Source organism: Wolbachia endosymbiont (group A) of Volucella bombylans (assembly GCF_964026965.1).
Lineage (GTDB): Bacteria > Pseudomonadota > Alphaproteobacteria > Rickettsiales > Anaplasmataceae > Wolbachia > Wolbachia pipientis.
The window spans coordinates 418,720-444,884 of the sequence record NZ_OZ034717.1; the positions used below are offsets into that span (position 1 = coordinate 418,720).

Annotated in this window: 19 protein-coding genes and 2 tRNA genes; 20 read left to right on the forward strand and 1 reads right to left on the reverse strand. The window is 35.6% G+C overall.

Features of this window, described 5'->3' with window-relative positions:
- The first annotated feature begins 51 nt into the window (after window positions 1-51).
- From AAGD51_RS02140 to AAGD51_RS02175, 8 genes are all read left to right on the forward strand, one after another.
- Window positions 52-139, forward strand: a tRNA-Leu gene (locus tag AAGD51_RS02140).
- Between the two features lie 29 nt (window positions 140-168).
- Window positions 169-1,251 (forward strand): GTP cyclohydrolase II, encoded by a 1,083-nt coding sequence (locus tag AAGD51_RS02145; protein ID WP_010082649.1) that lies wholly within the window; start codon window positions 169-171, stop codon window positions 1,249-1,251.
- A gap of 72 nt (window positions 1,252-1,323) precedes the next feature.
- Window positions 1,324-2,004 (forward strand): virB8 family protein, encoded by a 681-nt coding sequence (locus tag AAGD51_RS02150; protein WP_236514507.1) that lies wholly within the window; start codon window positions 1,324-1,326, stop codon window positions 2,002-2,004.
- Window positions 1,991-2,791, forward strand: coding sequence for a P-type conjugative transfer protein VirB9 (gene virB9 / locus AAGD51_RS02155; protein WP_265040885.1), 801 nt, complete (start codon window positions 1,991-1,993; stop codon window positions 2,789-2,791). The genes AAGD51_RS02150 and virB9 overlap by 14 nt, the downstream gene beginning before the upstream one ends.
- Before the next feature lie 16 nt (window positions 2,792-2,807).
- The gene (locus AAGD51_RS02160) at window positions 2,808-4,268 is read left to right on the forward strand and encodes a TrbI/VirB10 family protein (RefSeq protein WP_006279782.1); all 1,461 of its coding nucleotides are present in this window, start codon (window positions 2,808-2,810) and stop codon (window positions 4,266-4,268) included.
- A gap of 1 nt (window position 4,269) precedes the next feature.
- A complete protein-coding gene (gene virB11, locus AAGD51_RS02165) occupies window positions 4,270-5,262 on the forward strand; it encodes a P-type DNA transfer ATPase VirB11 (protein WP_236514504.1) in 993 nt (330 codons plus the stop codon).
- Between the two features lie 30 nt (window positions 5,263-5,292).
- Window positions 5,293-7,296 carry a type IV secretory system conjugative DNA transfer family protein gene (locus AAGD51_RS02170; RefSeq protein ID WP_341810485.1) on the forward strand — a complete coding sequence of 668 codons (2,004 nt, stop codon included), beginning with the start codon at window positions 5,293-5,295 and terminating at the stop codon, window positions 7,294-7,296.
- Between the two features lie 121 nt (window positions 7,297-7,417).
- Window positions 7,418-8,284, forward strand: coding sequence for a P44/Msp2 family outer membrane protein (locus AAGD51_RS02175; RefSeq protein WP_236514503.1), 867 nt, complete (start codon window positions 7,418-7,420; stop codon window positions 8,282-8,284).
- Between the two features lie 156 nt (window positions 8,285-8,440).
- Here AAGD51_RS02175 and prmC read toward each other — a convergent pair whose 3' ends face one another.
- Window positions 8,441-9,280, reverse strand: coding sequence for a peptide chain release factor N(5)-glutamine methyltransferase (gene prmC / locus AAGD51_RS02180; RefSeq protein ID WP_077188468.1), 840 nt, complete (start codon window positions 9,278-9,280; stop codon window positions 8,441-8,443).
- Window positions 9,281-10,251: 971 nt separating this feature from the next.
- Here prmC and rpsL point away from each other — a divergent pair.
- From rpsL to AAGD51_RS02240, 12 genes are all read left to right on the forward strand, one after another.
- Entirely contained in the window at window positions 10,252-10,626 is a 375-nt protein-coding gene (gene rpsL, locus AAGD51_RS02185; RefSeq protein WP_006279787.1) for a 30S ribosomal protein S12, read from the forward strand.
- Window positions 10,627-10,631: 5 nt separating this feature from the next.
- Window positions 10,632-11,111 carry a 30S ribosomal protein S7 gene (rpsG, locus tag AAGD51_RS02190; RefSeq protein WP_007549313.1) on the forward strand — a complete coding sequence of 160 codons (480 nt, stop codon included), beginning with the start codon at window positions 10,632-10,634 and terminating at the stop codon, window positions 11,109-11,111.
- Between the two features lie 21 nt (window positions 11,112-11,132).
- Window positions 11,133-13,208: an elongation factor G gene (gene fusA / locus AAGD51_RS02195; protein ID WP_236514502.1), complete on the forward strand. Its 2,076-nt coding sequence runs from the start codon at window positions 11,133-11,135 to the stop codon at window positions 13,206-13,208.
- A gap of 11 nt (window positions 13,209-13,219) precedes the next feature.
- The gene (gene tuf, locus AAGD51_RS02200; protein WP_236514501.1) at window positions 13,220-14,392 is read left to right on the forward strand and encodes an elongation factor Tu; all 1,173 of its coding nucleotides are present in this window, start codon (window positions 13,220-13,222) and stop codon (window positions 14,390-14,392) included.
- A gap of 13 nt (window positions 14,393-14,405) precedes the next feature.
- Window positions 14,406-14,478, forward strand: a tRNA-Trp gene (locus tag AAGD51_RS02205).
- A gap of 19 nt (window positions 14,479-14,497) precedes the next feature.
- Window positions 14,498-14,698 carry a preprotein translocase subunit SecE gene (gene secE, locus AAGD51_RS02210; RefSeq protein WP_022626186.1) on the forward strand — a complete coding sequence of 67 codons (201 nt, stop codon included), beginning with the start codon at window positions 14,498-14,500 and terminating at the stop codon, window positions 14,696-14,698.
- Window positions 14,688-15,524 (forward strand): transcription termination/antitermination protein NusG, encoded by an 837-nt coding sequence (gene nusG, locus AAGD51_RS02215; protein WP_065094731.1) that lies wholly within the window; start codon window positions 14,688-14,690, stop codon window positions 15,522-15,524. The genes secE and nusG overlap by 11 nt, the downstream gene beginning before the upstream one ends.
- A gap of 2 nt (window positions 15,525-15,526) precedes the next feature.
- Entirely contained in the window at window positions 15,527-15,967 is a 441-nt protein-coding gene (locus AAGD51_RS02220; protein ID WP_006279541.1) for a 50S ribosomal protein L11, read from the forward strand.
- 4 nt (window positions 15,968-15,971) lie between these two features.
- Window positions 15,972-16,625: a 50S ribosomal protein L1 gene (rplA, locus tag AAGD51_RS02225; protein WP_077188473.1), complete on the forward strand. Its 654-nt coding sequence runs from the start codon at window positions 15,972-15,974 to the stop codon at window positions 16,623-16,625.
- Between the two features lie 12 nt (window positions 16,626-16,637).
- Window positions 16,638-17,156 carry a 50S ribosomal protein L10 gene (rplJ, locus tag AAGD51_RS02230; RefSeq protein WP_006279539.1) on the forward strand — a complete coding sequence of 173 codons (519 nt, stop codon included), beginning with the start codon at window positions 16,638-16,640 and terminating at the stop codon, window positions 17,154-17,156.
- Window positions 17,157-17,182: 26 nt separating this feature from the next.
- Window positions 17,183-17,584 (forward strand): 50S ribosomal protein L7/L12, encoded by a 402-nt coding sequence (gene rplL, locus AAGD51_RS02235; protein ID WP_007551887.1) that lies wholly within the window; start codon window positions 17,183-17,185, stop codon window positions 17,582-17,584.
- 58 nt (window positions 17,585-17,642) lie between these two features.
- On the forward strand, window positions 17,643-26,156 hold the full coding sequence (locus AAGD51_RS02240) for a DNA-directed RNA polymerase subunit beta/beta' (RefSeq protein WP_264329621.1): 8,514 nt from the start codon (window positions 17,643-17,645) through the stop codon (window positions 26,154-26,156).
- The last annotated feature ends 9 nt before the right edge of the window (window positions 26,157-26,165 follow it).

A 26,165-nucleotide genomic window follows, 5' to 3' on the forward strand; every position in this document is an offset into this window, starting at 1 on the left:
TCTAAAATGATTAAGTAATTTAAAATAATTATATAAAAACTAGAATATAGTGCGGCCGTGGTGGAATTGGTAGACACGCAGCGTTGAGGTCGCTGTGGCTCATAAGGCCTTGGAAGTTCAAGTCTTCTCGGCCGCACCAGTTTTTATCGCTGTTTAATATGGGTAAAAATGTTTATAGGAAATCAGAGTAGCAATAAGGTAGAAAGAGCTATCAGCGAAATCAGGCGCGGTCGGCCAATTGTAATATATGATGAAAGTAATTACCTATTGTTTGCTGCTGCTGAGGCTTTAGAAAGAGATTTATTTAATCAATACAAGCTTACATCAAGTAATGTATATGTTACTTTAACTTCAAGTAAGGTAAAATACATATCTCAGAATAAAGAACATAACAGCAAACGTCTGTTGGTGAATAATTTTGATGAACTGCTCTATTTAATAAACTGTTCAAAGGAAGATTGCATAAAAGAGTTGCAATGCTCAAAGACAATAGATGAATGTGCTATTGCCTTGCTTAAGTTCTCAGAATTATTGCCATACGCGTTAGTGGCTGATATGACTTTTGAGAATAACCATGAAATGCGAAATTGGTGCGAGAAAAATGACGTTATTGCACTGGACACGTCATTCATAAATAATTTTCAAGAAAATCAGGATGTATATGAAGTGTGCAAAACATCATTATTTTTAAAACAGACTCAAGAAGTAAATATCATATCTTATAGAACCGAAAGTGGTGGAAGAGAACATCATGCAATTATCATTGGCAATCCAGATAAAGATGACGAACCATTAGTGAGAATTCATTCTTCGTGCTATACGGGTGACTTGTTAGATAGCTTGTCATGCGATTGCAGAAGTCAGTTACATCAAGCAATTCAAATGATAGCTGACTCTGGAAGTGGTATTATATTGTATTTGATGCAAGATGGAAGAGGCATTGGTTTAACTAATAAGTTAAGAGCGTACAGTATGCAAAGAGGACATAATCTTGATACTGTTGATGCAAATAGAATATTGGGTTTTGAAGATGATGAAAGGAGTTTTGCTGTTGCAGCTAAAATGCTTAAGAAATTGAACATTAACAAAATCCAATTACTTACAAACAATGATAGGAAATTGTCAGAATTGGAAAGTAGTGGTATAGGAGTTACAAAGTGTCTACCACTTATTGTGGAACGTAATAAATATAACGATTCATATATGGAGACAAAGTTTGGTAAATTAGGCCATAGATTAAGAGTTTTTTAGCTTTTTTGCTGTAACTACTTTGTTAATTTGCTATGTTTATTAACATAAGTTAAGATTTTTAGGAATACTAAAATGCTAAGATTTTTTAAGCGAGAAAAAAATACTGAATCCTTAGATAAGGATATAAATTGGAATTCAAACCGCTACAGCACAGTTATTGCTCAAAGGAATATTCTACTTTTATTTGCATTAATATTATTAGCAACGATCTCTATCAGCATATTAGTCGTATTTAAAATTAGCACAAGTAGCACTATTGAGCCATTTGTTATAGAAATTGACAAGAAATCAGGAATAGTGCAATTGGTTGATCCTGTCACAGTAAAACAGTATTCTGCAGATGAAGCGCTAAACGATTATTTTATTTCAGAGTATATAAAAGCAAGGGAGGTTTTTGATCCATATCATTATAATTATAACTATTATACAAAGGTGAGGTTGTTTTCCTCACCTAATGTGTATAATGAATTTAGAAATTATGTAGGATCGCAGAATATGGATGATCTTTTTAATTTATATTCAGATACCAAAAGTGAATTTAAAATTCGCTCAATTCAAAAGTTGGGTAACGATGCTCTTCAGGTGAGATTTTTTGTGGAATTTACACGGAAAGATGGAAGTTCTACGAGAAAAAATAAGATAGTTATTATGTCATATAGATATGCATCGCTTGAAATGGATGATCAGCAAAGATATATTAACCCATTAGGATTTCAAGTTATTTCATATAGAGTAGATGATGAATATGTATAGGATATTATTAGTTTTAGCTTTACTTGTAAGTGGCAATTTAAACGCATCCATTAATTATAATGAGCCTATTTCTATAGATAGTAGAATAAAGACTTTTGTGTATAGCCCTAATGAAGTATTTACGGTGGTTTTTAGTCAGGGTTACTATTCTTATATTGAATTTGCGGAAGGAGAAAAAGTTAAAAATATCGCTGTTGGTGATGCATCAAGTTGGAAAATTAATCCTTATGACAATAAATTGCTTATCATGCCATTTGAAGTTAGTAGTCGCACTAACATGATTATTACGACAACTAAAAAAAGAAATTACATTTTTGATTTAATCTCAAGGCCAAACTACGATAAATACCCGGGTACTGATGCTAAGAAAGTGGATCACGATTATTCTGCTGAAAAGGATATATCTTACGTAGTACGTTTTTATTATCCTCAAGAAGAAGGTGAATTTGATGTTGATTTAGATGAGGTTTCTTTACCTACTCAAATGCAATATACTACAGACAAGCTAGAAAAAATAATACAAGAAAATGATACGAAGTACAATTATACATATATTGATGAAGGTGGTAATGCGGATATAGTTCCGATTGAGTTATTTGATGATGGTTATTTAACCTATTTAAAATTTAGAAATAATAATAAAATACCTCAGATTTTTGTAGAAGGGGAGGATAAACCTTGTAAAAGGCTGTTATTTGATGATTATGTTATAATAAAAGGAGTACATAAAAAGCTATTTATGCGTTATGAAGATGGTGAAGTTGAAATTATAAATAGGTCACTTTAGCTGTGGTACATGCAATATGAATAAAGAAAGGCGTAACAATTCAGAAGATGAATCAGAAATAGAGAATAAGGTAGTAACAGTTGGCTCTAATCAAGGTCATAGGGCATTGATGGTCATTATTTTAGTGCTTCTGGTTGGTGGAGTGTATTATCTCTATTTTAGTCCTTCTCCTAAAGAGGGTTCAGAAGTTATTAAAAAAGAGGAAACAAAGCAAAACGTTCAAGAATTAAAAGGAAAGTTGGAACAAGTTCCAGATAATGTAATGGTTCCTGAAAGAATAATAACTGATCACTTACCACCCTTACCTCCTCTTCCTACACCACTAATCATACCAGAAATAAAACAAATTAGAAAAGAAGAAGTGATGAAAAAAGAAGAAGAGAAACCAAAAGAAACTCCTGTGTCAAATATACCTATTTTGCCAAAGCAAAATTTTCCTTCTAGTAATGTTATGGGCAATTTACCTACCTCGTTTCCTACAATAGGGGGTGGCGGTTATCCTAGAGACAGACGTAGTGCACAGATGTTGACAATTTCAGGTGGTAGTGGAGAGAACAAGGCTGCTGATGCTATTTTATCCGACACTTCAGCACAATCGAGCAAAGCTACCAGAGTAGGAAAGCTTGGTTTAATGATTACTCAAGGTAAAATTATTGATGCTGTTCTTGAAACTGCAATAAACTCTGATCTGCAAGGAATGCTGCGTGCTATGGTGAGTAGAGATGTTTATGCAGAAACTGGTGATACAGTTTTAATACCTAAAGGCTCAAGATTGATAGGCAGTTATTCATTTGACTCGAATGTTGCTAAATCTCGTGTAAATATAAACTGGAATAGAGTGATTCTGCCACATGGAATAGATATTGCAATCTCATCACTTAGTACTGACGAGCTTGGTAGAGCAGGAATAGCAGGAATAGTTGATAACAAAATAGTAAGTGCGTTATTCTCTTCAGTGACACTTGCTGGTGTTTCGATTGGTTCTGCTGTTATAGGGCAAAAGGCTTCTAATCTTGTTGATACGCTAACTATCAGAGATGCAGTAAAGTCTATCACTGCAACCGAAATAGATTTTTCTTCTCTCCAACTCATTATTGACCCAGAAAAGAAGATATCTAGTGACAAATGGAAATTAGGCCTTGGGGCTATCGGAAGAATTCGGAGTGCCAAAAGCAGACAAGATTTACTAAAAATAATGAAAGAGGAAATAGCAAAAGCACTAGGAATTGAAGAAGACGAGGTAAATATAAGCCTGGAAATTGTAAATCAACTGTTAGAACAAATTCAAAGAAAAAGCAAGTCTGTTTATGATGAAGCAATCGGGAAATCAATCGAGGATTTTTCTAAAGATATGCGGGATGTAGTGGGCAGATATACAGATAAAAAACCAACTATTTATGTTGATCAAGGCACTGCATTGAAAGTATTTGTTAACCAAGATATAGTATTTCCTCCACAGGCAATATTAAATCAATGAAATGAACTATGCTGCACTTGATACATATTTGGGGCCATTACAAGGCATATTTCAAGAAGAAGGCGTAAATGAAATATCAATAAATAAGCCAAAGGAAGTATGGATTGAAAATCGCGGTGAAATAAGGTGTGAAAAATTAGAAGTATTCGATCTTAACCATTTGAAATCTCTTGGCAGACTGATTGCTCAAGCTACAGAACAAAAACTTAGCGAAGAAGCGCCGTTACTTTCGGCAACATTACCAAATGGTTATCGTATACAGATAGTATTTCCGCCAGCATGTGAACCTGATAAAGTAGTCATGTCGATTCGTAAGCCTTCTAGCATGCAGTTAGCACTCGATGATTACGAAAAAATGGGGGCTTTTTCTGAAACTGTCACAGAAGCAACTGATAATCCAGTTGACCGTCATTTGGATTTATTGTTAAGGCAAAAAAAAATAAAAGAGTTTTTAGAATACGCTGTAATAAGTAAGAAAAATATTATAATTAGTGGTGGAACTTCCACTGGTAAGACTACTTTTACTAATGCTACTTTGCGTGCTATTCCAGCTGAGGAAAGAATTATTACTGTTGAGGATGCAAGGGAAATCGTTTTGAACGATCATCCCAATAAAGTCCATCTAATTGCCTCTAAAGGAGGGCAGGGCAGAGCAAAAGTAACCACTCAAGATTTGATAGAAGCGTGCTTACGTTTAAGGCCAGACAGAATAATAGTTGGTGAGCTCCGTGGAGCGGAAGCTTTTAGTTTTCTCAGGGCGATAAATACTGGTCACCCTGGATCAATATCAACCCTTCATGCAGATAGTCCAACAATGGCCCTTGAGCAAATAAAATTGATGGTTATGCAGGCAAATCTTGGCATTCCTCCAGACCAAATTATACCATACATTAGAAATGTGATTGATATTGTTATTCAGCTAAAAAGAACCGGTGGGGGCAAAAGAAGCATTTCTGAGATATTATTTACTAGATCTGCGAGCGAAAATGCTTAAATTTATACATAAGTTAAGGAAGAGTAGTTTATGAGTAATGGAAATCACCTACGTAATATTCTCATAGGAGGTGTAGTAGCTTTTAGCGTACTTGAGTTTTGCTTCTATCTATCTGGTATATTGTTTGTTCTGTTTGCTGATGGTCCGGATGCTGTGGATTTTAAGGCAATTAATCCTAGTTTGACGCCTTTCCCTCAAGCTCTTTGGCCAACGATTTTTGATCATATACAATATTGTTGGCATCATCCAGAGTTATATAGCCTTGAGCTCAAAATCACATTAATTATATCTTCTGCACTGCCTATCATTGTTTTAATGATTATCTTATGGAATTTAAGAGAAAGGATAATTGAGTGGCGACCATTTAAAAAGAAGGAATCACTTCATGGAGATTCGCAGTGGGCATCAGAGAAAGACATACGAAAAGCAGGATTAAGAAGCAAAAAGGGATTATTGCTTGGTAAAGATAAAAGAGGATACTTCATTTCTGATGGGTTTCAGCATGCATTGTTATTTGCACCTACAGGTTCTGGTAAGGGTGTTGGCTTTGTAATTCCTAATTTATTATTTTGGACTGACTCGGTAATTGTACACGACATAAAATTAGAAAACTATGAAATAACAAGTGGTTGGCGAGAACGACAAGGACAAAAAGTATACGTATGGAATCCAGCGCAGCCAGATGGAATAAGTCACTGTTACAATCCATTACAATGGATTAGTGAAAAACCTGGGCAGATGGTTGACGATGTGCAGAAAATAGCTAACCTAATCATGCCTGAACAAGACTTTTGGCAGAATGAAGCAAGAAGCTTATTTGTTGGAGTGGTATTATACTTACTTGCTGCACCAGAGAAAGTTAAATCTTTTGGTGAAGTTGTGCGTACGATGCGTAGTGATGACGTGGTTTATAATCTTGCTGTTGCTCTTGATACAATGGGTAAAATACTACACCCTGTAGCATATATGAATATTGCAGCTTTTTTACAAAAAGCTGATAAAGAAAGGTCAGGTGTTGTATCAACCATGAACTCATCACTTGAATTGTGGGCAAACCCATTGATTGATACTGCAACTGCGTCAAGTGATTTTAATATTCTAGATTTTAAAAAGAAGAAAATTACAGTTTATGTTGGTTTAACTCCTGACAACTTGACTAGGCTCAGGCCTTTAATGCAGGTTTTTTACCAACAGGCAACTGAGTTTTTATGTAGAAAATTGCCATCGGATGACGAGCCTTATGGCGTATTGTTTTTAATAGATGAGTTTCCTACACTTGGAAAAATGGAGCAATTTCAAACAGGTATTGCATATTTTCGTGGTTATCGAGTTAGGTTATTCTTAATTGTTCAAGATACTGAGCAGCTCAAAGGAATATACGAAGAAGCAGGGATGAACTCCTTTTTGTCAAACTCGACTTACAGAATAACTTTTGCAGCCAATAATATTGAAACAGCTAATTTAATATCGCAACTTATAGGAAACAAAACTGTACAACAAGAATCGTTGAATAAGCCTAAATTTTTAGATTTAAATCCTGCTTCAAGGTCATTACATATCTCTGAAATACAGAGAGCATTGCTATTGCCTCAAGAAGTTATTATGTTGCCACGTGACGATCAGATAATTTTAATAGAGTCGACTTACCCAATTAAATCAAAGAAAATTTTGTACTACAGTGATACCACCTTCACAAGAAGGCTGCTCAAACAAACTCGTGTGCCTACACAAGAACCATATGACCCAAACAAAGTTCTTTCTGCCGCTGCGAGCAAAGATAAGGTTAATAACGAGGGGAATAATGTTCTTGAGGGACCTAATTCAGTTGATTATCCTGCTGAAACTAAAACCGAAGATGCAGTATATGATGAATCAGATGAATTTGCAGACGAAGATATTGATGATGAAGATATCGACGATAAGTTTGAAGATGATGACGAGGAAGATGAGGATAGGAGCGATGATGGGTTTGATGACGAAGAAGAGGAGGATGAATTTGAAGATGAGGATAAATTAAAAAATGACGAGAAGTAAGGTTAACTTTGCCTATTTTTAGCTCAGAAAAGTGCAAGTTATGCAAATAATTAGGTTTTTCATATTAAGCCATTTTTAATTAATTAGTATTAGATTAGCTATTTTAACTAGGGGAGTAGTAATGATTAGTAAAAAAACATTAGCGGTTACAGCACTTGCTTTATTGTTGTCACAACAATCTTTTGCGAGTGAAACAGAAGGGTTTTACTTTGGTAGTGGGTATTATGGTCAATTTTTTAATGGCATGGGTGAACTAAAAACAAGCACTACAGATATCAAAAATTTGTCTATAAATGACAGGGATGCTCAGAACACAAAAGGTCAGTCACTAAGTGAGTATAAAGGAAATTATAATCCACCTTTTGCCGCAAATGTGGCATTTGGTTACACAGGAGAATTGGGTAACAACAGCTATAGAGCTGAATTGGAAGGGATGTATTCTTCTGTAAAAGTGGATAATGTTGGTTTAACAAGTAGTCAAATAACTGTTTCATACCTAAAGGACATTGGTAAGGATGCTGGTAAAAAAACTTATATCTATAGTGCTACAGTTAATCATGACCAAATTGAAAACATGTCTCTAATGGCAAATGTTTATCATCATTGGAAGAGTGACCGTTTCTCTTTTTCTCCTTATGTTGGGGTTGGAGTCGGTGCAACAAGAATGACAATGTTTGAAAAATCGTCAATAAGACCCGCAGGTCAATTAAAAGCTGGCCTTGATTATCACATAAACGAAGATGTAAATATGCATATCGGATATAGAGGTTTTGGTGCTATTGGTGGTGTTATTGGTGATGGTCTTAAACTTACAACGGATGCGCTTGGAGAAATTATAGATGATCCTAATAACAGGGGTAAAAAGAAGCTTGATGATCAGAGTAAACCAGCAAATGCAGCAAAAGAAGATATAAATATAGGTAATACATTGTTTTACACACACGGTATAGAGGCTGGCCTTACTTTCCACTTTGCCAGCAAAGCTTAAACATGTTGCCCTTTTAAAAAATGCATAAAACCGTTCCTGTCATCCTATGCCTTGACCATAGTAAATATAGATCCAAGTAGTCACGCTACTTGGATGACTAGCTAGAGGGTGCTGGGATGACATAGGATAATATGGGATGAAGGAAGAAAACATTAGCTATGTTTTTTGCATAACAATGCACCTCTTCATTCCTGCCAAATCATGTACATATTCCTGAAAAGCTAATTTGTATGAGGGTATTATTTTGTCAATATCATTTTGATCTTCACCTATCTCCAATATTGCAAACCCATTTTTTTTAAGGCACTTTTTCAATATTGGAAAAATACTCAAGTAACAGTTTAAACCATCAATTCCACCATCAAGAGCAATTCTTGGCTCTTTTTGCACTTCGGCTTGTAAGTCTTTTAATTTGCTTCTTTTAATATATGGAGGATTGCTAATTATCAGATCAAATGAACCTCTGCACTCTGTCCATGAGCTTGGAAATATTTTGGCTCTGCTGAGAAGATCATGTTTCTTTGTGTTCTGATAGGCAACTTTGTATGCTTCCAAGCTTTTTTCAAAACCGATACCAACGGCATATTCATACTCACTAAGTACGGATATCAATAAACAACCTGTGCCTGTACCAAAATCTGCAATTTTTAGTCTCTGCTTTTTATTTGGGTAATATTTTAACACTGTTGAGATTAATGTTTCACTATCTGGTCTTGGATCCAAAACATGCTGGTTAACTATAAAATTTTTACTCCAGAATTCACGATTACCTATTATTTGCGATATTGGATATCTTTCCGCTCTTTTTTTTGTTAATTTCCAAAATAAAAGTTCTTTCTCCATCGGCACTTGATCAGCATGGTTCATAATTATGAATGATCTTTCCACTCCAAGTACGTGCTGCATGATGATTTCACAATCTAAATGTGGTGATTCAACTTTATGTGACGATAATAACTCCGATCCTTCTTGAATTAAAGTGCTGATTGTTTTCATTATTCTAAAAATATGTTCCTTTCAGCCAAGAATAGCAAGATGAGCTTCCAGTTTAGGGTAGCTGCACTAAATCCCGGTGTCAAGCACGCAGCTGTACGAACATTGCAATTTGCAGATCCAAGTAGCTTGACTACTTGGATCCAGCTAAGTTGGTGAGCATAAAAGTATAGCTAACGCGAGCTTTACGTCATACCGCCACGAACCGTCATACCGCGATTCATTCGCGGTATCTTAGCCGCTAACACGTAGCGGAATGACAGCAGTCCACGTCATACCGCCGCGGTATCTCTAGATCCCGCTAACACGTAGCGGAATGACGATTGTCGTTTAGCCATAAATATTTAAGAAATTTACCAAATAAAAAAAAGGCAAAAGAAGCCCCGTGGTTGGCTAATTACTTACATTATACTTTCAAGTATGGCGTTTTTTTATTCTAAACACTTAATAACCGCGATTTGGCTGCTTTTAAACCGCAACTAATCTAAATTATAAACGTTAAGAAATTTACTAAACAGAAAAAAAGGCAAAAGAAACCCTAGGGTAGCTAGTTATTCACTATCCATTTTTTAAGTTGGCGTTTTTTAATGTTTTAAATGCTTTATAAGCGCATTTCAGCTTATATTAGGTAAAAACCTAGAAATTTTATAAAGACATAGAGTGCACATAGTGCAAAAAATTAAACATGATACGCCAGATACGTGAGTTTTTTTGTCATTTAATCTGTACAGAGAAGATAAATAAATAGCTTCAGTTTCATGATAAGGGGGCTGGCGAAGCTTGTAAAGTAATTTTTTCGTTTCTACTGAATGACAGTTGTGGCTTGGGAGGTAGTGCAAGAAGTCTACTGATGGCTTTCAAGGCAGTTGAGCTTAATTATTAGAGTAGTAATGTTTATTTTTATATTGACTATTGAGGTTTATTATTTTATAACTAAAAACTTAGTTATTTTAATGAGCTTGAGTTTATAACATATGCCTACGATAAATCAATTAATACGTAAGGGTAGATTAGGATTGACCCATAAGAAAAAGGTACCAGCTTTGGGAGAAAGCAACCCTCAAAGGAGAGGTGTTTGCACTAAGGTGTATACTACAACTCCTAGAAAGCCTAACTCAGCACTCCGTAAAGTAGCCAGAGTAAAAATTAGTGGGTATGGTGAAGTGACGGCTTATATACCTGGTGAAGGTCATAATTTACAAGAACACTCTGTTGTTTTGATACGTGGTGGGCGGGTTAAAGATTTGCCAGGTGTGCGTTATCACATAATAAGAGGTGCCCTTGATCTGCGTGGTGTGCAAAATCGAAAGAAAGCTCGTTCAAAATATGGTGTAAAGAAATCTGGTTAAAGTTTATGGCTCGTCGGAATAAAGCAAAAAAAAGAGAAATAAGTCCTGATTCGCGTTACGGCAGTGTTTTGCTGATGCGTTTCATTAATACAATCATGAAATGTGGTAAAAAATCTACTGCAGAAAAGATTATCTATGACGCTTTGTCTTTAGCTGAAAAGAAAATAGGCGAAGGTGGGTTATCAATTTTTGAGACAGCAGTAGGAAATGTTACTCCTTCTATAGAAGTGCGTTCTCGACGCATTGGTGGTGCAACTTATCAAGTACCTGTTGAAGTTCGACAAGATAGAGCGGTTTCTTTAGCGTTAAGGTGGATTGCTAAAGCAACTTCTGCTGCTCGAAAAAAGAGTGGAAAAACCACTGTTGATTGTTTGCAATCTGAAATACTGGATGCTTATAATAAACGCGGTGGTGCGTTTAAGATGTGCGAAGAAAAATATAAAATGGCTGAAGCTAATAAGGCATTTTCTCATCTTCGTTTTTAATGTTAGCTAATTAATTGTGATATGGAAATTGGAATATCTAAATACAGAAATATAGGGATAATGGCTCACATAGATGCTGGTAAGACTACCACAACAGAGCGTATTTTATTTTATACTGGTAAGCAAAATAGAATTGGTGAAGTGCACGATGGTGCAGCTTCTATGGATTGGATGGAGCAAGAAAAAGAGCGTGGTATTACAATCACATCTGCTGCAACAACATGTTTTTGGAATGATCATAGGGTCAATATAATAGACACTCCTGGTCACGTTGATTTCACTATTGAAGTTGAGAGATCTTTAAGGGTTTTGGATGGTGCAGTTGCTGTATTTGATGGAGTTGCTGGAGTTGAACCTCAATCTGAGACAGTGTGGCGTCAAGCTGATAAATATAGCGTTCCTCGTATCTGCTTTGTTAATAAGATGGATAGAATAGGGGCAAATTTTTATCGATGTGTTGATATGATAAAGACGAAGCTTGGTGCAGCACCTTTAGTTATTCATTTACCAATAGGGAGTGAGAAAGATTTCAAAGGTATAATTGACCTTATTTCTATGAAAGCCATTATATGGCAAGAAGAAACGTTGGGCGCTAAATTTTCTTATGAAGATATTCCTTCTGATTTGCTTGATAAGGCTCAAGAATATCGAAATCTTTTATTAGATGCTGCAGCTGAGATGGATGATGAAGCGATGAATACTTACTTTGAGTCTAATGATCTGCCAGTGGATTTACTGAAAAAATGCGTGAGAAATGGGACCATTAAAGGAAAATTTGTTCCTGTGTTGTGTGGATCAGCTTTTAAAAATAAAGGCGTACAACCACTTTTAGATGGTGTGGTTGACTTTTTACCTTCTCCTATTGATGTTGATGTAATTGTTGGAATTGATCCTAAAGATTCAGAAAAGAAAATTGAGGTCAAACCTTCAGAAAAAGAGAAATTTGTTGCTCTTGCATTTAAAGTGATGACGGATAAATTTGTAGGCAGCTTGACGTTTATCCGTATTTATTCTGGTAAATTAAAGTCTAAATCTACCGCTTCAAATGCGTTAAAAAACGAAACTGAAGGGATTGGCAGAATGTTACTTATGCATGCAAATAACCGAGAAGATATAACTGAGGCTAGGGCTGGAGATATAGTTGCTTTAGTTGGGCTAAAGAAAACAACCACCGGAGATACTTTATGTTCTGTTGATTTTCCTATATTATTGGAGCGTATGGAATTTCCTGAGCCTGTTATTGAAATTGCTGTGGAACCTAAAACCACTTCAGATCAGGAAAAATTAGGTATTGCTCTAAATAGGTTGGTTGCAGAAGATCCTTCTTTGAGAATGTCAGTAAATGCGGAAAGTGGCCAGACTATATTGAAAGGCATGGGTGAGCTCCATCTTGAGATTATTGTTGATAGAATGAAGCGCGAATTTAACGTTGAGGCTAACGTCGGTGCTCCTCAGGTTGCATATCGTGAAACTATCACTAAATCTGTTGAAATTGATTACACTCATAAAAAACAATCTGGTGGAGCTGGTCAGTTTGCTAAGGTTAAAATAAAATTTGAACCTCTTGAGCCTGGTTCTGGGTTTCAATTTGAAAGTAAAATTGTAGGTGGTGCTATTCCAAAAGAGTATATTCCTGGGGTAGAAAATGGCTTGGAGTTGATAAAAGAAGGTGGTATAATTTCGGGATTTCCGTTGATTGATTTTAAGGCTACCCTTCTTGATGGTGCTTTTCATGAGGTTGATTCTAGTCCTTTAGCTTTTGAACTTGCTGCTAAAGGTGCTTTTAAAGAGATGGCAAATAAAGCTGGTCCAAAAATGCTGGAGCCTATAATGAAAGTTGAAATCATTACTCCTGAAGAATATATGGGTGATGTTATGGGTGATATAAATAGTAGAAGAGGAAATGTTGCTGATATGCTCGATTTAGGTAATAATAGTAAAATAATTACTGCTTCGGTACCTCTTGCAAATATGTTTGGTTATATCAACGTTTTGCGTTCTATGTCTCAGGGAAGGGCGCAGTATAGTATGCATTTTTCTTGTTATGAGCAAGTGCCACAATATGTGGTTGATGAGTTAAAGTTAGAGTATAATTAAGGGTAATAATTATGACAGCAGTAGTGGAAGCATTTGGAAAGCCGCATGTAAATGTGGGAACAATAGGACATGTGGATCATGGGAAGACGACGTTAACAGCGGCGATAACGAAGCATTATGGAAATTTTGTAGCGTACGATCAGATAGATAAAGCGCCAGAAGAAAGGAAGAGGGGGATAACGATAGCAACAGCGCATGTTGAGTATCAGACGGAAAAAAGGCATTATGCACACGTTGATTGTCCTGGACACGCTGACTATGTAAAGAACATGATAGTAGGTGCAGCACAGATGGATGCGGCGATATTGGTAGTGTCGGGGGTTGATGGGCCAATGCCACAAACGAGAGAGCATATATTGCTGGCGAAGCAGGTAGGTGTTGGATATATCGTGGTGTATATAAATAAAGCTGATGTTGCTGATGCTGATATGATAGATTTAGTAGAAATGGAAGTGAGGGAATTACTGAGTAAATACGGATTTCCAGGGGATGAAGTGCCTGTGGTGGTTGGTTCAGCACTCAAGGCGCTGGAGGATGACAGCAGCGAATATGGAAAGAAATCAATAGACAAATTGATGGAAAAGTTAGATGAATATGTAGCGGTTCCACCAAGGCCTGTGGATTTACCATTTTTATTGCCAATCGAAGATGTATTTTCGATATCGGGGCGAGGAACAGTGGTAACAGGAAGAATAGAGAAGGGAGAGATAAAGACGGGAGAAGAGATAGAGATAATAGGTCTGAAAGCGACGCAAAAGACGATATGCACAGGTGTTGAGATGTTTAAGAAGTTGCTGGATAAGGGAAGTGCAGGACTCAATGTAGGAATATTGTTAAGAGGAACAAAAAGAGAAGAAGTGGAGAGAGGGCAAGTATTAGCGAAACCGGGGACGATAACACCGCATAGAAAGTTTAAGGCGGAGGTTTATATATTAAAGAAAGAGGAAGGAGGAAGGCATACACCATTTTTTGCGAATTACCAGCCACAGTTTTATTTAAGGACAACAGATGTAACTGGGAGCGTAAAATTGCTAGATGGGAAGGAGATGGTAATGCCAGGAGATAATGTGAGTATAGAAGTAGAATTGCAAGTACCGATAGCGATGGATAAGGGATTGCGTTTTGCGATAAGAGAAGGCGGTAGAACTGTTGGTTCTGGTGTTGTTTCTGAAATTTTGGAGTGAGAGTTTGAGTTATAGGAGTGTAGCTCAATTGGTAGAGCGCTGGTCTCCAAAACCAGAGGTTGTAGGTTCAATTCCTATCGCTCCTGCATTAATGTTGTGGTGGAAATGTTAAAAAGTTTGTGTGGTTTTTTCTGTGATATAAAGCAAGAAATACGAAGAATTGCTTGGGTAAAGAAACAGGAGGTGTTGTCATCTCTATTTGTTGTAATGATTGTTATATTATGCTTTTCGATTTTCTTCTGTTTTGTGGATTTTATGTCTCTTTACGTAATTAAGGCTTTATTTGGAATTATTTATGGAATGTGAATATAAATGGTATATCATTAAAGTTGATTATGGATATGAGCAAGGTATACGCGAATTGGTAAGTAATGCTGTTTATTTTAAGGAAGTGTTTATTCCTTATCAAACGGTATGTAATTCAAAGTCTGATATAAAAGAATTATGTGAAGTGTATGTATATATGCATCTGTGTGATGAAAGCAAAAATATTTTGAATCAAACGCCTGGATTCTGCAGTGGCGAATCTGGTAATTTTGAGATGATTTTAGATGATGAGATAAGTTTAAAGTGTAAAGAATTTAATAGGTATAAATGGTATATCTTGAGAGTTGCTTCTAATTGTGAAGAGAAAGTGCGCCAACATATATTAGAAAATTCTATGAGATTGGGTGTTAATGATTACTTTAAGGAAGTTTTTATTCCATATGAAGAGCTAAGTGAAGTAGAGTTGAAATCTAAGAAAATTGCTACACGAAGGAAATGCTTTCCTGGTTATGTCTTTTTATACGTGAATTTATGCGATGAAGTATTGAATTTTATCAATAATATACCAAAATCTCTTAAGGTTTATGGATTTTTGAAAAACGGTAATATTCCAAAGGTGATTTTGGATGATGAGATTCACTCAATGTGTAATGCACTTTATAATGCTCAAGAGACAAAGAAGTTAGGTTATGGTTATGAAAAAGGTGAAAAAGTGAAAATTAATGATGGTCTTTTTCAAAATTTTACTGGTAAGGTAAATATGGTAAACGATGAGAAAAAAATTATTAATGTGGAAGTATCGATTTTAGGTAAGCCGACAATAATAGAGCTTGATCTGGCTCAAGTAGAGAAAATAGAGGATTAATTATGAGTGTTATAGTTGCTAAGATTAACTTACTTATGGAAGCTGGGAAAGCAGTTCCAGGACCGAAAATTGCTTCAGTACTTGGTCCACGTGGTATACCTGTTCCTAAGTTTTGTGAAGCTTTTAATAAAGTTACTAGTGCTGCTAACGCTAATTATAAAGTAGGCGATTTAGTAACAGTGCGAATTTCCATAAAGGATGATCGCTCTCATGATTTTACTGTCAGCGGTCCGCCTGTGGCTTATTTACTTAAGCAGGAGGCTAAATTAAGTAAAAGTTCTGGTAATCCTGGTAAAGAATTAGTGGCTAAATTACCTATGTCTGCTATAATTAAAGTAGCAAAGTGCAAGATGGTTGATATGAAAGTGGATAATGAAGATTCAGCAGTGAAAATGGTTGTAGGCACTGCAAAATCTATGGGTATAGAAGTTGTGGAAGGTTAGGTAAATGAATACATATAATGATAATCCTAAGCAGTGTTTGAGGAAGATTGTTGAGTCTGCTTCAGCAAAATTTAATGAATCAGTTGATATTGCGGTCAATTTAGGCGTAGATTCACGTAAATCTGAAGAGCAGGTGCGTGGTACAGTAGTTTTGCCTAAAGGTATCGGGAAGAATATTAAAGTAGCTGTTTTCGCTCAAGATAAACATTTATTAGAAGCTGAAAAAGCTGGTGCTGATATTGCAGGAGGAGAGGATTTAGTTGAAGAAATAAAAAAAGGTAGAAAGTTAGATGTTGATTGGTGCATTACTACTCCTGATTTTATGGCAAAAATCACTCCTATTGCAAAAGTATTGGGTGCTAAAGGGCTGATGCCTAACCCTAAATTTGGTACTGTGACTTCTAACATTGCAGAAGCTATTAAAACCATTAAGTCTGGTCAGGTAAAATTTAGAACAGATAAAAATGGTGTTATTCATGGTAAATTAGGAAATATTAAATTTGATATTGATGACTTGCTAGAAAATTTAAAAGCCTTTCTTAAAGTAATTAAAGATAATAAACCTATTTCTGCGAAAGGAATTTACTTTAAGGGTGTTTTTTTAAATTCAACTATGGGTAAAGCTTATAAGATAGGCAAAGTGGAAGATATAATTTAAGGGAGTGATACCGTGAAGCGTAAAGATAAGGATGAATTTATACAGAGCACAATAAACGTATTTGTAAATAATGATTTCTTGATATTAGTAAATTTTAAATCTATAAATGCTAATGATTCATTAACTCTGAGGAATAGTCTGAAGTCTATAGCAGGTGGGGTATTAGTAGTTAAAAACACTCTAGCGCGCTTGGCTTTGGAAAGGACTGGTAAATTCTCTTATTTATCAGGCAAATTTTCCGGTCCTGTTGCTATTATATACTCTAGTGGCATAGTAGAAGCTGCAAAATTAATAGTTGATTTTACTAATGCTAACAAAGAAAAAATGTCTGTGATTTGCGCAGCTCATTTAAATGAATTGTTAACAGTGGAAGATGTTAATAAACTGGCTAAGTTGCCTTCTCTGGATGAATTGCGTGTTAAAATTATGCGTTTAATATCTTATGATATTCCTGCTCGGTTAGCGTTGTCTATTAATTCATCTTCTATGAGGCTTATGAGAGTTTTGGATTATTATAGTTCTAAAAAATAAATTTGTTGTTAAGTAAGGTGGTAATTATGAGTAATGTAACAAGTGATTTGGTTGATAAAATATTATCTTTAAACCTATTAGAGGCTTCTGAACTTGTAAAAGTTTTAGAAGAGAAAATAGGGTTGCCTGCTGGTTCTTTTCTTGGTGGAGCTGTTGGTGCTGGGGCGCCTATTGGTGATAATGCTGCTGCTCCTGCTGCTCAAGAAAAAGCTGAGTATAAAGTTGTGATTAAAGAAATTGATGCGAGTAAAAAAATAGGAGTTATTAAAGCTGTGAGAGAGGTTAATTCTACATTGGGTTTAAAAGAAGCAAAAGAGTTGGTTGAATCTTTACCTAAAGATTTGACTGCTAATGTTCCTAAAGACGAAGCAGAAAAAATCAAGCAAAAACTTATTGAAGCAGGAGCAACTAAAGTGGAGCTTGAATAATATTTAATGTATTAATTTTATATTGATATAGCTCTTTTAATTAGTTTGGGGTATTTTAATGGTTGATTCTTCTTATATGTACGCTTCTGGTGCTTTTGTTCCTAGAGTTTCTTATTCTAGGTCGATTGATTTAAAAGATTCTTTATTGGATTTGGTTAAGGTTCAAAAAGAATCATATGATTCTTTTACTCCTAAGAATAAGGGTAATGAAAGACTTGAAGTTATCTTTCATACAATCTTTCCAATAAATGATCCTTTGCGTAGGGCTACTATTGAGTTTATAAGTTGTAGGGTAGATGATCCTAAGTATGATGAATCTGAGTGTATAAAGCGTGGTGTAACTTTTTCTGCTCAGGTTATTGCTTCTATACGTCTTGTTGTTATGCAGGATGGTATTTCTCTTGATGAATATAAATCGATTAAAGAGAGTGGAGATCATTCTAAACTTGCAACCGTTGTAAAATCTATAGAAGAGCAGAAAGTCCACTTTTGTGGGTTGCCTATGATGACTGATAAAGGCACTTTCATCATTAATGGTGTGGAAAAAGTTATCGTCTCACAAATGCATAGGTCTCCTGGTGTATTTTTTGATAGCGATAAGGGAAAAACTTACAATTCTGGTAAATTGATCTATTCTGCTAGAATTATTCCTTATAGGGGTTCTTGGCTTGATATTGAATTTGATGTTAAAGACCATTTGTATTTTCGTGTTGATAGAAAAAGAAAATTGCCAATTTCAGTTTTATTAAAGGCGTTGGGTCTATCAAATAATGATATACTCGATAGATTTTATGAGAAAATAAAGTATGTAAAACATAAAGATGGTTGGAAAGTGCCTTTTGTTCCTGATAAATTTAAAGGAGTGAGGCTGCCTTTCGACTTAATGGATATTGAAGGTAATGTGCTGCTTAAAGCTAACGTTCGTATTACCTCAAGACTAGCTAAAAAGCTATATGATAATGAATTGAAAGAGTATCTGGTTCCTTTTAATTCTATATGTGGTTTATTCCTCGCAGAAGATTTAATGGATAGTGCTAGCTCTACGAAAATTTTATCTGCTGGTGAATCTATAAAGCTGGAAGACATAAAGAAGCTTGAGTTATTATCTGTAGATGAAATATCAGTGTTGAACATAGATAATTTGTTTGTTGGACCTTATATATTAAATACGCTTTTCTTAGATGAAAACATGTCTTATCAGGATGCACTATATGAAATATATAGAGTTTTGCGTCCTGGTGAAGTTCCTGTTTTAGAGATAGTAGAAGAGTTTTTCCGTAATCTTTTCTTCAGTCCGGAATATTATGATTTGTCTAACATTGGTAGGTTGAAGCTTAACTCTTACCTTGGATTAAATTATGATGAGGATTTAACTGTTTTAACGCATGAAGATATTATTGAAATTGTGAAAAAAATAGTATTGTTACGTGACGGTCAAGGATCTGTAGATGATATTGATCATTTAGGAAACAGAAGAGTAAGATCAGTTGGAGAGTTTATAGAAAATCAATTTAGAACTGGGTTGTTGAAATTGGAACGCGCAATAGTTGATTCTATGTCCACTTCTAGTTTAGATAAAGTTTCTCCATCTGATTTTATTAATCCAAAAGTGTTAACTAATGTTTTAAGAGATTTCTTCAATTCTTCTCAATTATCTCAATTTATGGATCAGACTAATCCGTTATCTGAAATAACACATAAAAGAAGGTTATCCGCGTTAGGTCCTGGCGGTTTAACAAGAGAACGGGCAGGATTTGAGGTGCGTGATGTTCATCCAACTCATTATGGAAGAATTTGCCCTATTGAGACTCCTGAAGGGCAAAATATAGGGTTAATCAACAGCTTAGCTATATACGCGCGTATTAATAAATATGGTTTCATTGAAAGCCCTTATAGAAAAGTAGTCAATAGGGTTGTTACTGATCAAATTGAGTATCTTTCTGCTATAGACGAAGGCTCACATCATATAGCTGACACTAGCGTAAAGCTTGATGAAAATAATTGCTTTGTTGATGACATGCTATACTGTAGATATGCTGGTAGCTTCGTCATGGTAAGTAGCGACCAAGTTAGTTACATTGACGTATCTCCTAAGCAGGTAATATCAGTTGCAGCTTCCTTGATTCCATTTTTAGAAAATGATGATGCTAATAGAGCATTAATGGGCTCAAATATGCAACGTCAGGCCGTACCTTTATTGAAGCCTACCGCTCCTCTGGTTGCTACTGGTATGGAGTCTTTTGTAGCTTCTGGCTCTGGTGCTGTAGTTTTAGCAAAACGCGATGGCATAGTTGATAGTTCTGATAGTAACTCTATAGTTATACGTGCTTTTGATAAAGAAAGGGTTAACTACTTGGACGTAGATATTTATCATCTAAGGAAATTTCAGCGTTCTAACCATAATACTTGTATTAATCAAAGACCGCTAGTGTGCGTAGGTGATTATGTTAAAAAGGGTGATGTAATAGCTGATGGTCCTGCAATTAACAGTGGTGAGTTGGCGCTTGGTAAAAATTTGCTAGTCGCTTTTATGTCTTGGCAAGGTTATAATTTTGAAGACTCTATTATTATTTCTAGTGAAGTTGTTAAAAAAGATCTCTTTACTTCTATTCATATAGAAGAATTTGACTGTGTTGTACATGATACCCCTTTAGGATCAGAAAAAATAACTCGTGCTATACCTGGTGTTAATGAAGAAAATCTATATCACTTGGATGATAGTGGTATAGTGAAAATTGGTACAAGAGTTGGTCCAGGCTATATTCTGGTAGGTAAAGTTACACCTAAACCTTCTCTTTCATTGCCTCCTGAAACGAAGTTATTGATGACAATTTTTGGTGAAAAGTCATTCGATTGTGCGGATTCCTCTTTATATACATCTCCAGATGTTGAAGGGACAGTAATTGATGTACAAGTCTTTACACGCAGGGGGGTTGAAGAAAATGAAAGGGCATTACTCATCAAACAAAAAGAGATAAATGACTTTGAGGAAGAGCGAGATTATATAATCAATGTTACTAGTGAATATTTCTATGATGAACTGAAGAAACTTCTTATTAATTCTGGTTCTCAAGATCGAGAAAAATTTGACTCTATTGAACGTGAGCAATGGTGGGGTATAGGATTAAAAAACCAATCCATTTCTGAGCAAGTTAAGAGCTTAAAAAAAGATTTTGATGAAAAAGTATCACATGCAATAGCACAGTTTAAGCGAAAAGTAGAAAAATTACATGAAGGTTATGACCTGCCTCAAGGTGTGTCGATGTCAGTAAAAGTTTTCATTGCTGTGAAACATAGTCTGCAACCAGGGGATAAAATGGCTGGTAGACATGGAAATAAAGGTGTGATTTCTCGAGTTGTGCCAGTGGAAGATATGCCTTATTTGGAAGATGGTACTCCTGTTGATATTATTCTTAACCCTCTTGGTGTTCCTTCACGAATGAATGTAGGGCAAATACTGGAAACGCATGTAGGTTGGGCTTGTAGAAAATTAGGGGAAAAGGTAAGTAATATTCTCGATGAGATCAATAAGATCAAAAGTGCTTTTTGCAAGGGAATTAGGTCCCTTAACGATGATAATTTTACACAATTTGCAGTAGCATACCTTGATAATAAAAAAATTGAAAATATTGATGATGATGAAATAACGGCTTCTGTTTTAAATACACCTAATAAGAATGCACTAAATGACGAGTTGAATGAGTTAGTAGAGAACTATTTGAACTCTTGTAAAAGTTCATACAGCAATTTACGTAACTTCCTGATTGAGGTTTATAGCTATGGCAGTAACGTATCTATCTGTAATGATATTCGTAATATTAGTGATAATAATCTCATTGAATTTGCACGCAAATTACGTGATGGCGTTCCTGTTGCTGCACCTGTATTTGAGGGTCCAAAAGATGAACAAATAGCAAAATTATTTGAACTTGCTGGTTTAGATAACTCTGGACAAGCTGTATTATATGACGGTTGCAGTGGTGAAAAATTCGACCGCAAGGTTACAGTTGGTTACATGTACATGCTTAAGTTGCACCACTTGGTTGATGGTAAAATTCATGCGCGTTCAGTAGGGCCTTATAGTTTGGTTACTCAACAACCTCTTGGAGGAAAATCTCATTTTGGTGGTCAGCGTTTTGGTGAAATGGAATGTTGGGCATTACAAGCCTATGGTGCTGCTTATACTTTGCAGGAAATGTTAACTGTGAAGTCTGATGATATTAATGGTAGAGTTAAGATTTATGAATCGATAATAAAAGGTGACAGTAATTTTGAATGTGGAATTCCTGAATCCTTTAATGTGATGATAAAAGAACTACGTTCTTTATGTTTAAATGTAGATTTAAAGCAAAATGATGTAGTGATTGAAGATATATCTCACACTAACATTGCACAACCTTTTAATGAGGTTAGCATATCGATTGCTAGCCCTGAAAGTATTAAGCGTATATCTTGTGGTGAGATAGAAGATGTTTCAACTGCAAATTATCGTACGTTCAAAGTTGAGAAAGGTGGATTATTTTGCCCTAAGGTTTTTGGCCCTGTCAATGACGATGAATGTTTATGTGGAAAATACAAAAAAAGAAGACACAGAGGTCGCATATGCGAAAAATGCGGAGTAGAAGTTACATCTTCTAAAGTAAGAAGAGAAAGGATGGGTCATATAGAGCTTGCATCTCCTGTTGCTCATATATGGTTTTTGAAATCGCTTCCTTCAAGAATTGGAGCATTATTGGATATGTCTCTCAGAGATATTGAGAATATTTTATATAGCGATAATTATATCGTAATAGATCCTCTTGTTTCGCCTTTTGAAAAAGGTGAGATTATTAGTGAAAAAGCTTATAATGAAGCTAAAGATAGCTATGGGATCGATAGTTTTGTAGCTATGCAAGGTGTTGAAGCTATAAGAGAGTTGCTAACGCGCCTTGATTTACATGAAATTAGGAAGGATTTAAGACTAGAATTAGAATCTGTTGCTTCTGAGATAAGAAGAAAGAAAATTATAAAGAGATTGCGTATTGTTGAAAACTTCATTAAATCTGGAAATAGGCCTGAGTGGATGATACTTACAACTATACCTATTTTACCACCTGATTTGCGTCCTTTGGTATCGCTTGAGAGTGGTCGTCCTGCAGTTTCTGATCTGAATCATCATTATAGGACTATTATTAATAGAAATAACAGGTTAAGGAAATTGTTGAGCTTAAATCCTCCTGAGATTATGATTCGTAATGAAAAAAGGATGTTACAAGAAGCAGTTGATTCTCTTTTTGATAATAGTCGTCGTAATACTTTGGTAAATAAAGCTGGTGCTGTTGGATATAAAAAGTCCATTAGTGATATGTTAAAAGGAAAACAGGGTCGTTTTCGCCAGAACCTCTTAGGAAAAAGAGTAGACTACTCTGGACGTTCTGTAATAGTTGTTGGTCCAACTTTGAAACTAAATCAGTGTGGATTACCAAAAAGAATGGCTCTTGAACTATTCAAACCTTTTGTTTACTCAAAGCTTAAGATGTATGGTATGGCTCCAACTATTAAGTTTGCTAGTAAGTTGATAAGAGCAGAAAAACCAGAAGTTTGGGATATGCTTGAAGAGGTAATAAAAGAGCATCCTGTTTTGTTGAATAGAGCGCCTACGCTACATAGACTTGGTATTCAGGCTTTTGAGCCAATCCTTATTGAAGGCAAAGCAATACAGCTTCATCCGCTTGTCTGTACGGCGTTTAATGCTGATTTTGATGGTGATCAAATGGCAGTGCATGTGCCAATTTCATTGGAAGCTCAGCTTGAAGCTAGGGTGTTGATGATGTCCACTAATAACGTTTTAAGTCCTTCTAATGGCAGACCGATTATAGTTCCTAGTAAAGATATAGTACTTGGTATATATTATCTGACTTTACAAGAACCTAAGGAAGATAATTTACCATCTTTTGGTGCTTTTTGTGAAGTTGAGCATTCCTTGAGTGATGGTACTTTACATATTCATTCTAGTATAAAGTATAGGATGGAGTATATTAATAGCAGCGGTGAAACTCACTATAAAACTGTTTGTACAACTCCTGGCCGTTTAATATTATGGCAAATTTTTCCTAAGCATGAGAATCTAGGCTTCGATCTAATAAATCAGATATTAACAGTCAAGGAAATAACTGGTATAGTTGATTTGGTATATCGTAACTGTGGTCAAAGTGCTACAGTGGCATTTTCTGATAAATTAATGGTACTTGGCTTTGAGTATGCCACATTTTCTGGTGTCTCTTTTGGTCGTTGTGATATGGTTATACCTGAAACTAAAGCTACACATGTTGATCACGCGAGGGGTGAAATTAAGAAATTCTCTATGCAATATCAAGATGGGCTAATAACTAGAAGTGAGAGGTATAACAAGGTTATAGATGAATGGTCTAAGTGTACGGATATGATAGCTAATGATATGTTAAAAGCAATATCTATATATGATGGAAATAGTAAGTACAACTCAGTGTATATGATGGTTAACTCTGGTGCAAGGGGTTCTACTTCACAGATGAAACAGCTAGCAGGAATGCGAGGGCTCATGACCAAACCTTCTGGTGAGATTATAGAAACACCTATAATTTCTAATTTCCGTGAAGGATTGAACGTATTTGAATACTTTAATTCTACTCACGGTGCGCGTAAAGGTTTAGCTGACACTGCACTTAAAACTGCAAACTCTGGATACTTAACTCGTCGTTTAGTTGATGTATCTCAAAATTGCATAGTTACAAAGCATGACTGTAAAACAAAAAATGGTCTTGTTGTGAGAGCTACAGTTGAAGGAAGTACTATAGTTGCATCTCTAGAGAGTGTTGTGCTGGGTAGAACAGCTGCAAATGATATATATAACCCAGTGACAAAAGAATTATTAGTAAAAGCAGGGGAATTAATTGATGAGGATAAAGTAAAGCAAATCAGCATTGCAGGTCTTGATGTTGTAAAAATTAGATCGCCTTTAACTTGTGAAATAAGTCCTGGTGTATGTTCTTTATGTTATGGAAGAGACCTTGCAACTGGTAAAATTGTTTCAATAGGTGAAGCAGTTGGTGTTATAGCTGCTCAATCTGTTGGAGAGCCAGGTACTCAGTTAACGATGCGTACTTTTCATATAGGTGGAGTAATGACTAGAGGCGTTGAATCCTCGAATATTATAGCTTCTATTAATGCTAAAATAAAGTTAAACAATAGTAATATAATTATAGATAGAAACGGAAATAAAATTGTGATAAGCCGTTCCTGTGAAGTCGTGTTGATTGATAGCCTTGGTAGTGAGAAGTTGAAGCACAGTGTACCTTACGGCGCTAAGCTTTATGTAGATGAGAGTGGGTCAGTAAAAATTGGCGATAAAGTTGCGGAATGGGATCCTTATACATTGCCTATTATCACGGAGAAGACTGGTACAGTGTCTTATCAGGACTTAAAAGATGGAATTTCGATCACTGAAGTGATGGATGAATCTACAGGAATATCAAGCAAAGTAGTAAAAGACTGGAAATTGCATTCTGGTGGAGCTAATTTACGTCCTCGTATTGTGCTGCTTGACGATAATGGTAAAGTAATGACACTCGCAAGTGGCGTTGAAGCATGTTATTTTATACCAATCGGTGCAGTGCTCAATGTACAAGATGGCCAGAAGGTTCATGCAGGTGATGTTATTACAAGAACACCAAGAGAGTCAGTTAAAACTCGTGATATTACTGGTGGTTTACCGAGGGTTATAGAGTTATTTGAAGCACGTCGTCCTAAAGAGCATGCTATTGTTAGTGAGATAGATGGCTATGTAGCGTTTTCTGAAAAAGACCGTAGAGGAAAACGCAGTATATTAATTAAACCTGTAGATGAACAAATTTCTCCAGTTGAATATTTGGTATCAAGAAGTAAGCATGTAATAGTCAATGAAGGTGATTTTGTACGTAAAGGTGATCTATTGATGGATGGTGACCCTGATCTCCATGATATTTTACGTGTGCTTGGGTTAGAAGCTTTAGCGCACTATATGATTTCTGAAATACAGCAAGTTTATAGATTGCAGGGTGTTCGTATAGACAATAAGCATTTAGAGGTGATCTTAAAACAAATGCTACAAAAAGTGGAAATTACTGATCCTGGTGATACTATGTACTTGGTTGGCGAAAGCATTGACAAGCTGGAAGTTGATAGGGAAAATGATGCTATGAGTAACTCTGGCAAACGGCCTACTCATTATCTTCCTATTCTGCAGGGGATTACTAGGGCAAGTCTTGAAACTAGCTCCTTTATTTCTGCTGCCTCTTTCCAAGAGACAACAAAAGTACTTACAGAAGCAGCATTCTGCGGGAAGAGTGATCCTTTAAGTGGATTAAAAGAAAATGTTATAGTAGGAAGATTAATTCCTGCTGGTACAGGTTTGATTATGAATAAGATCAGAGCACTTTCACTTTGTGATAATGTGGATAAATATGAAAAATATTTTGATATTGAAACTTATGACGAGGAATGGTTGATGGATAATGGTTGTCATTTACACTCTGGTGAGGAAGAGAGCGTAGTGGCATACGATCAGTCGAATTGAGTACAGCTA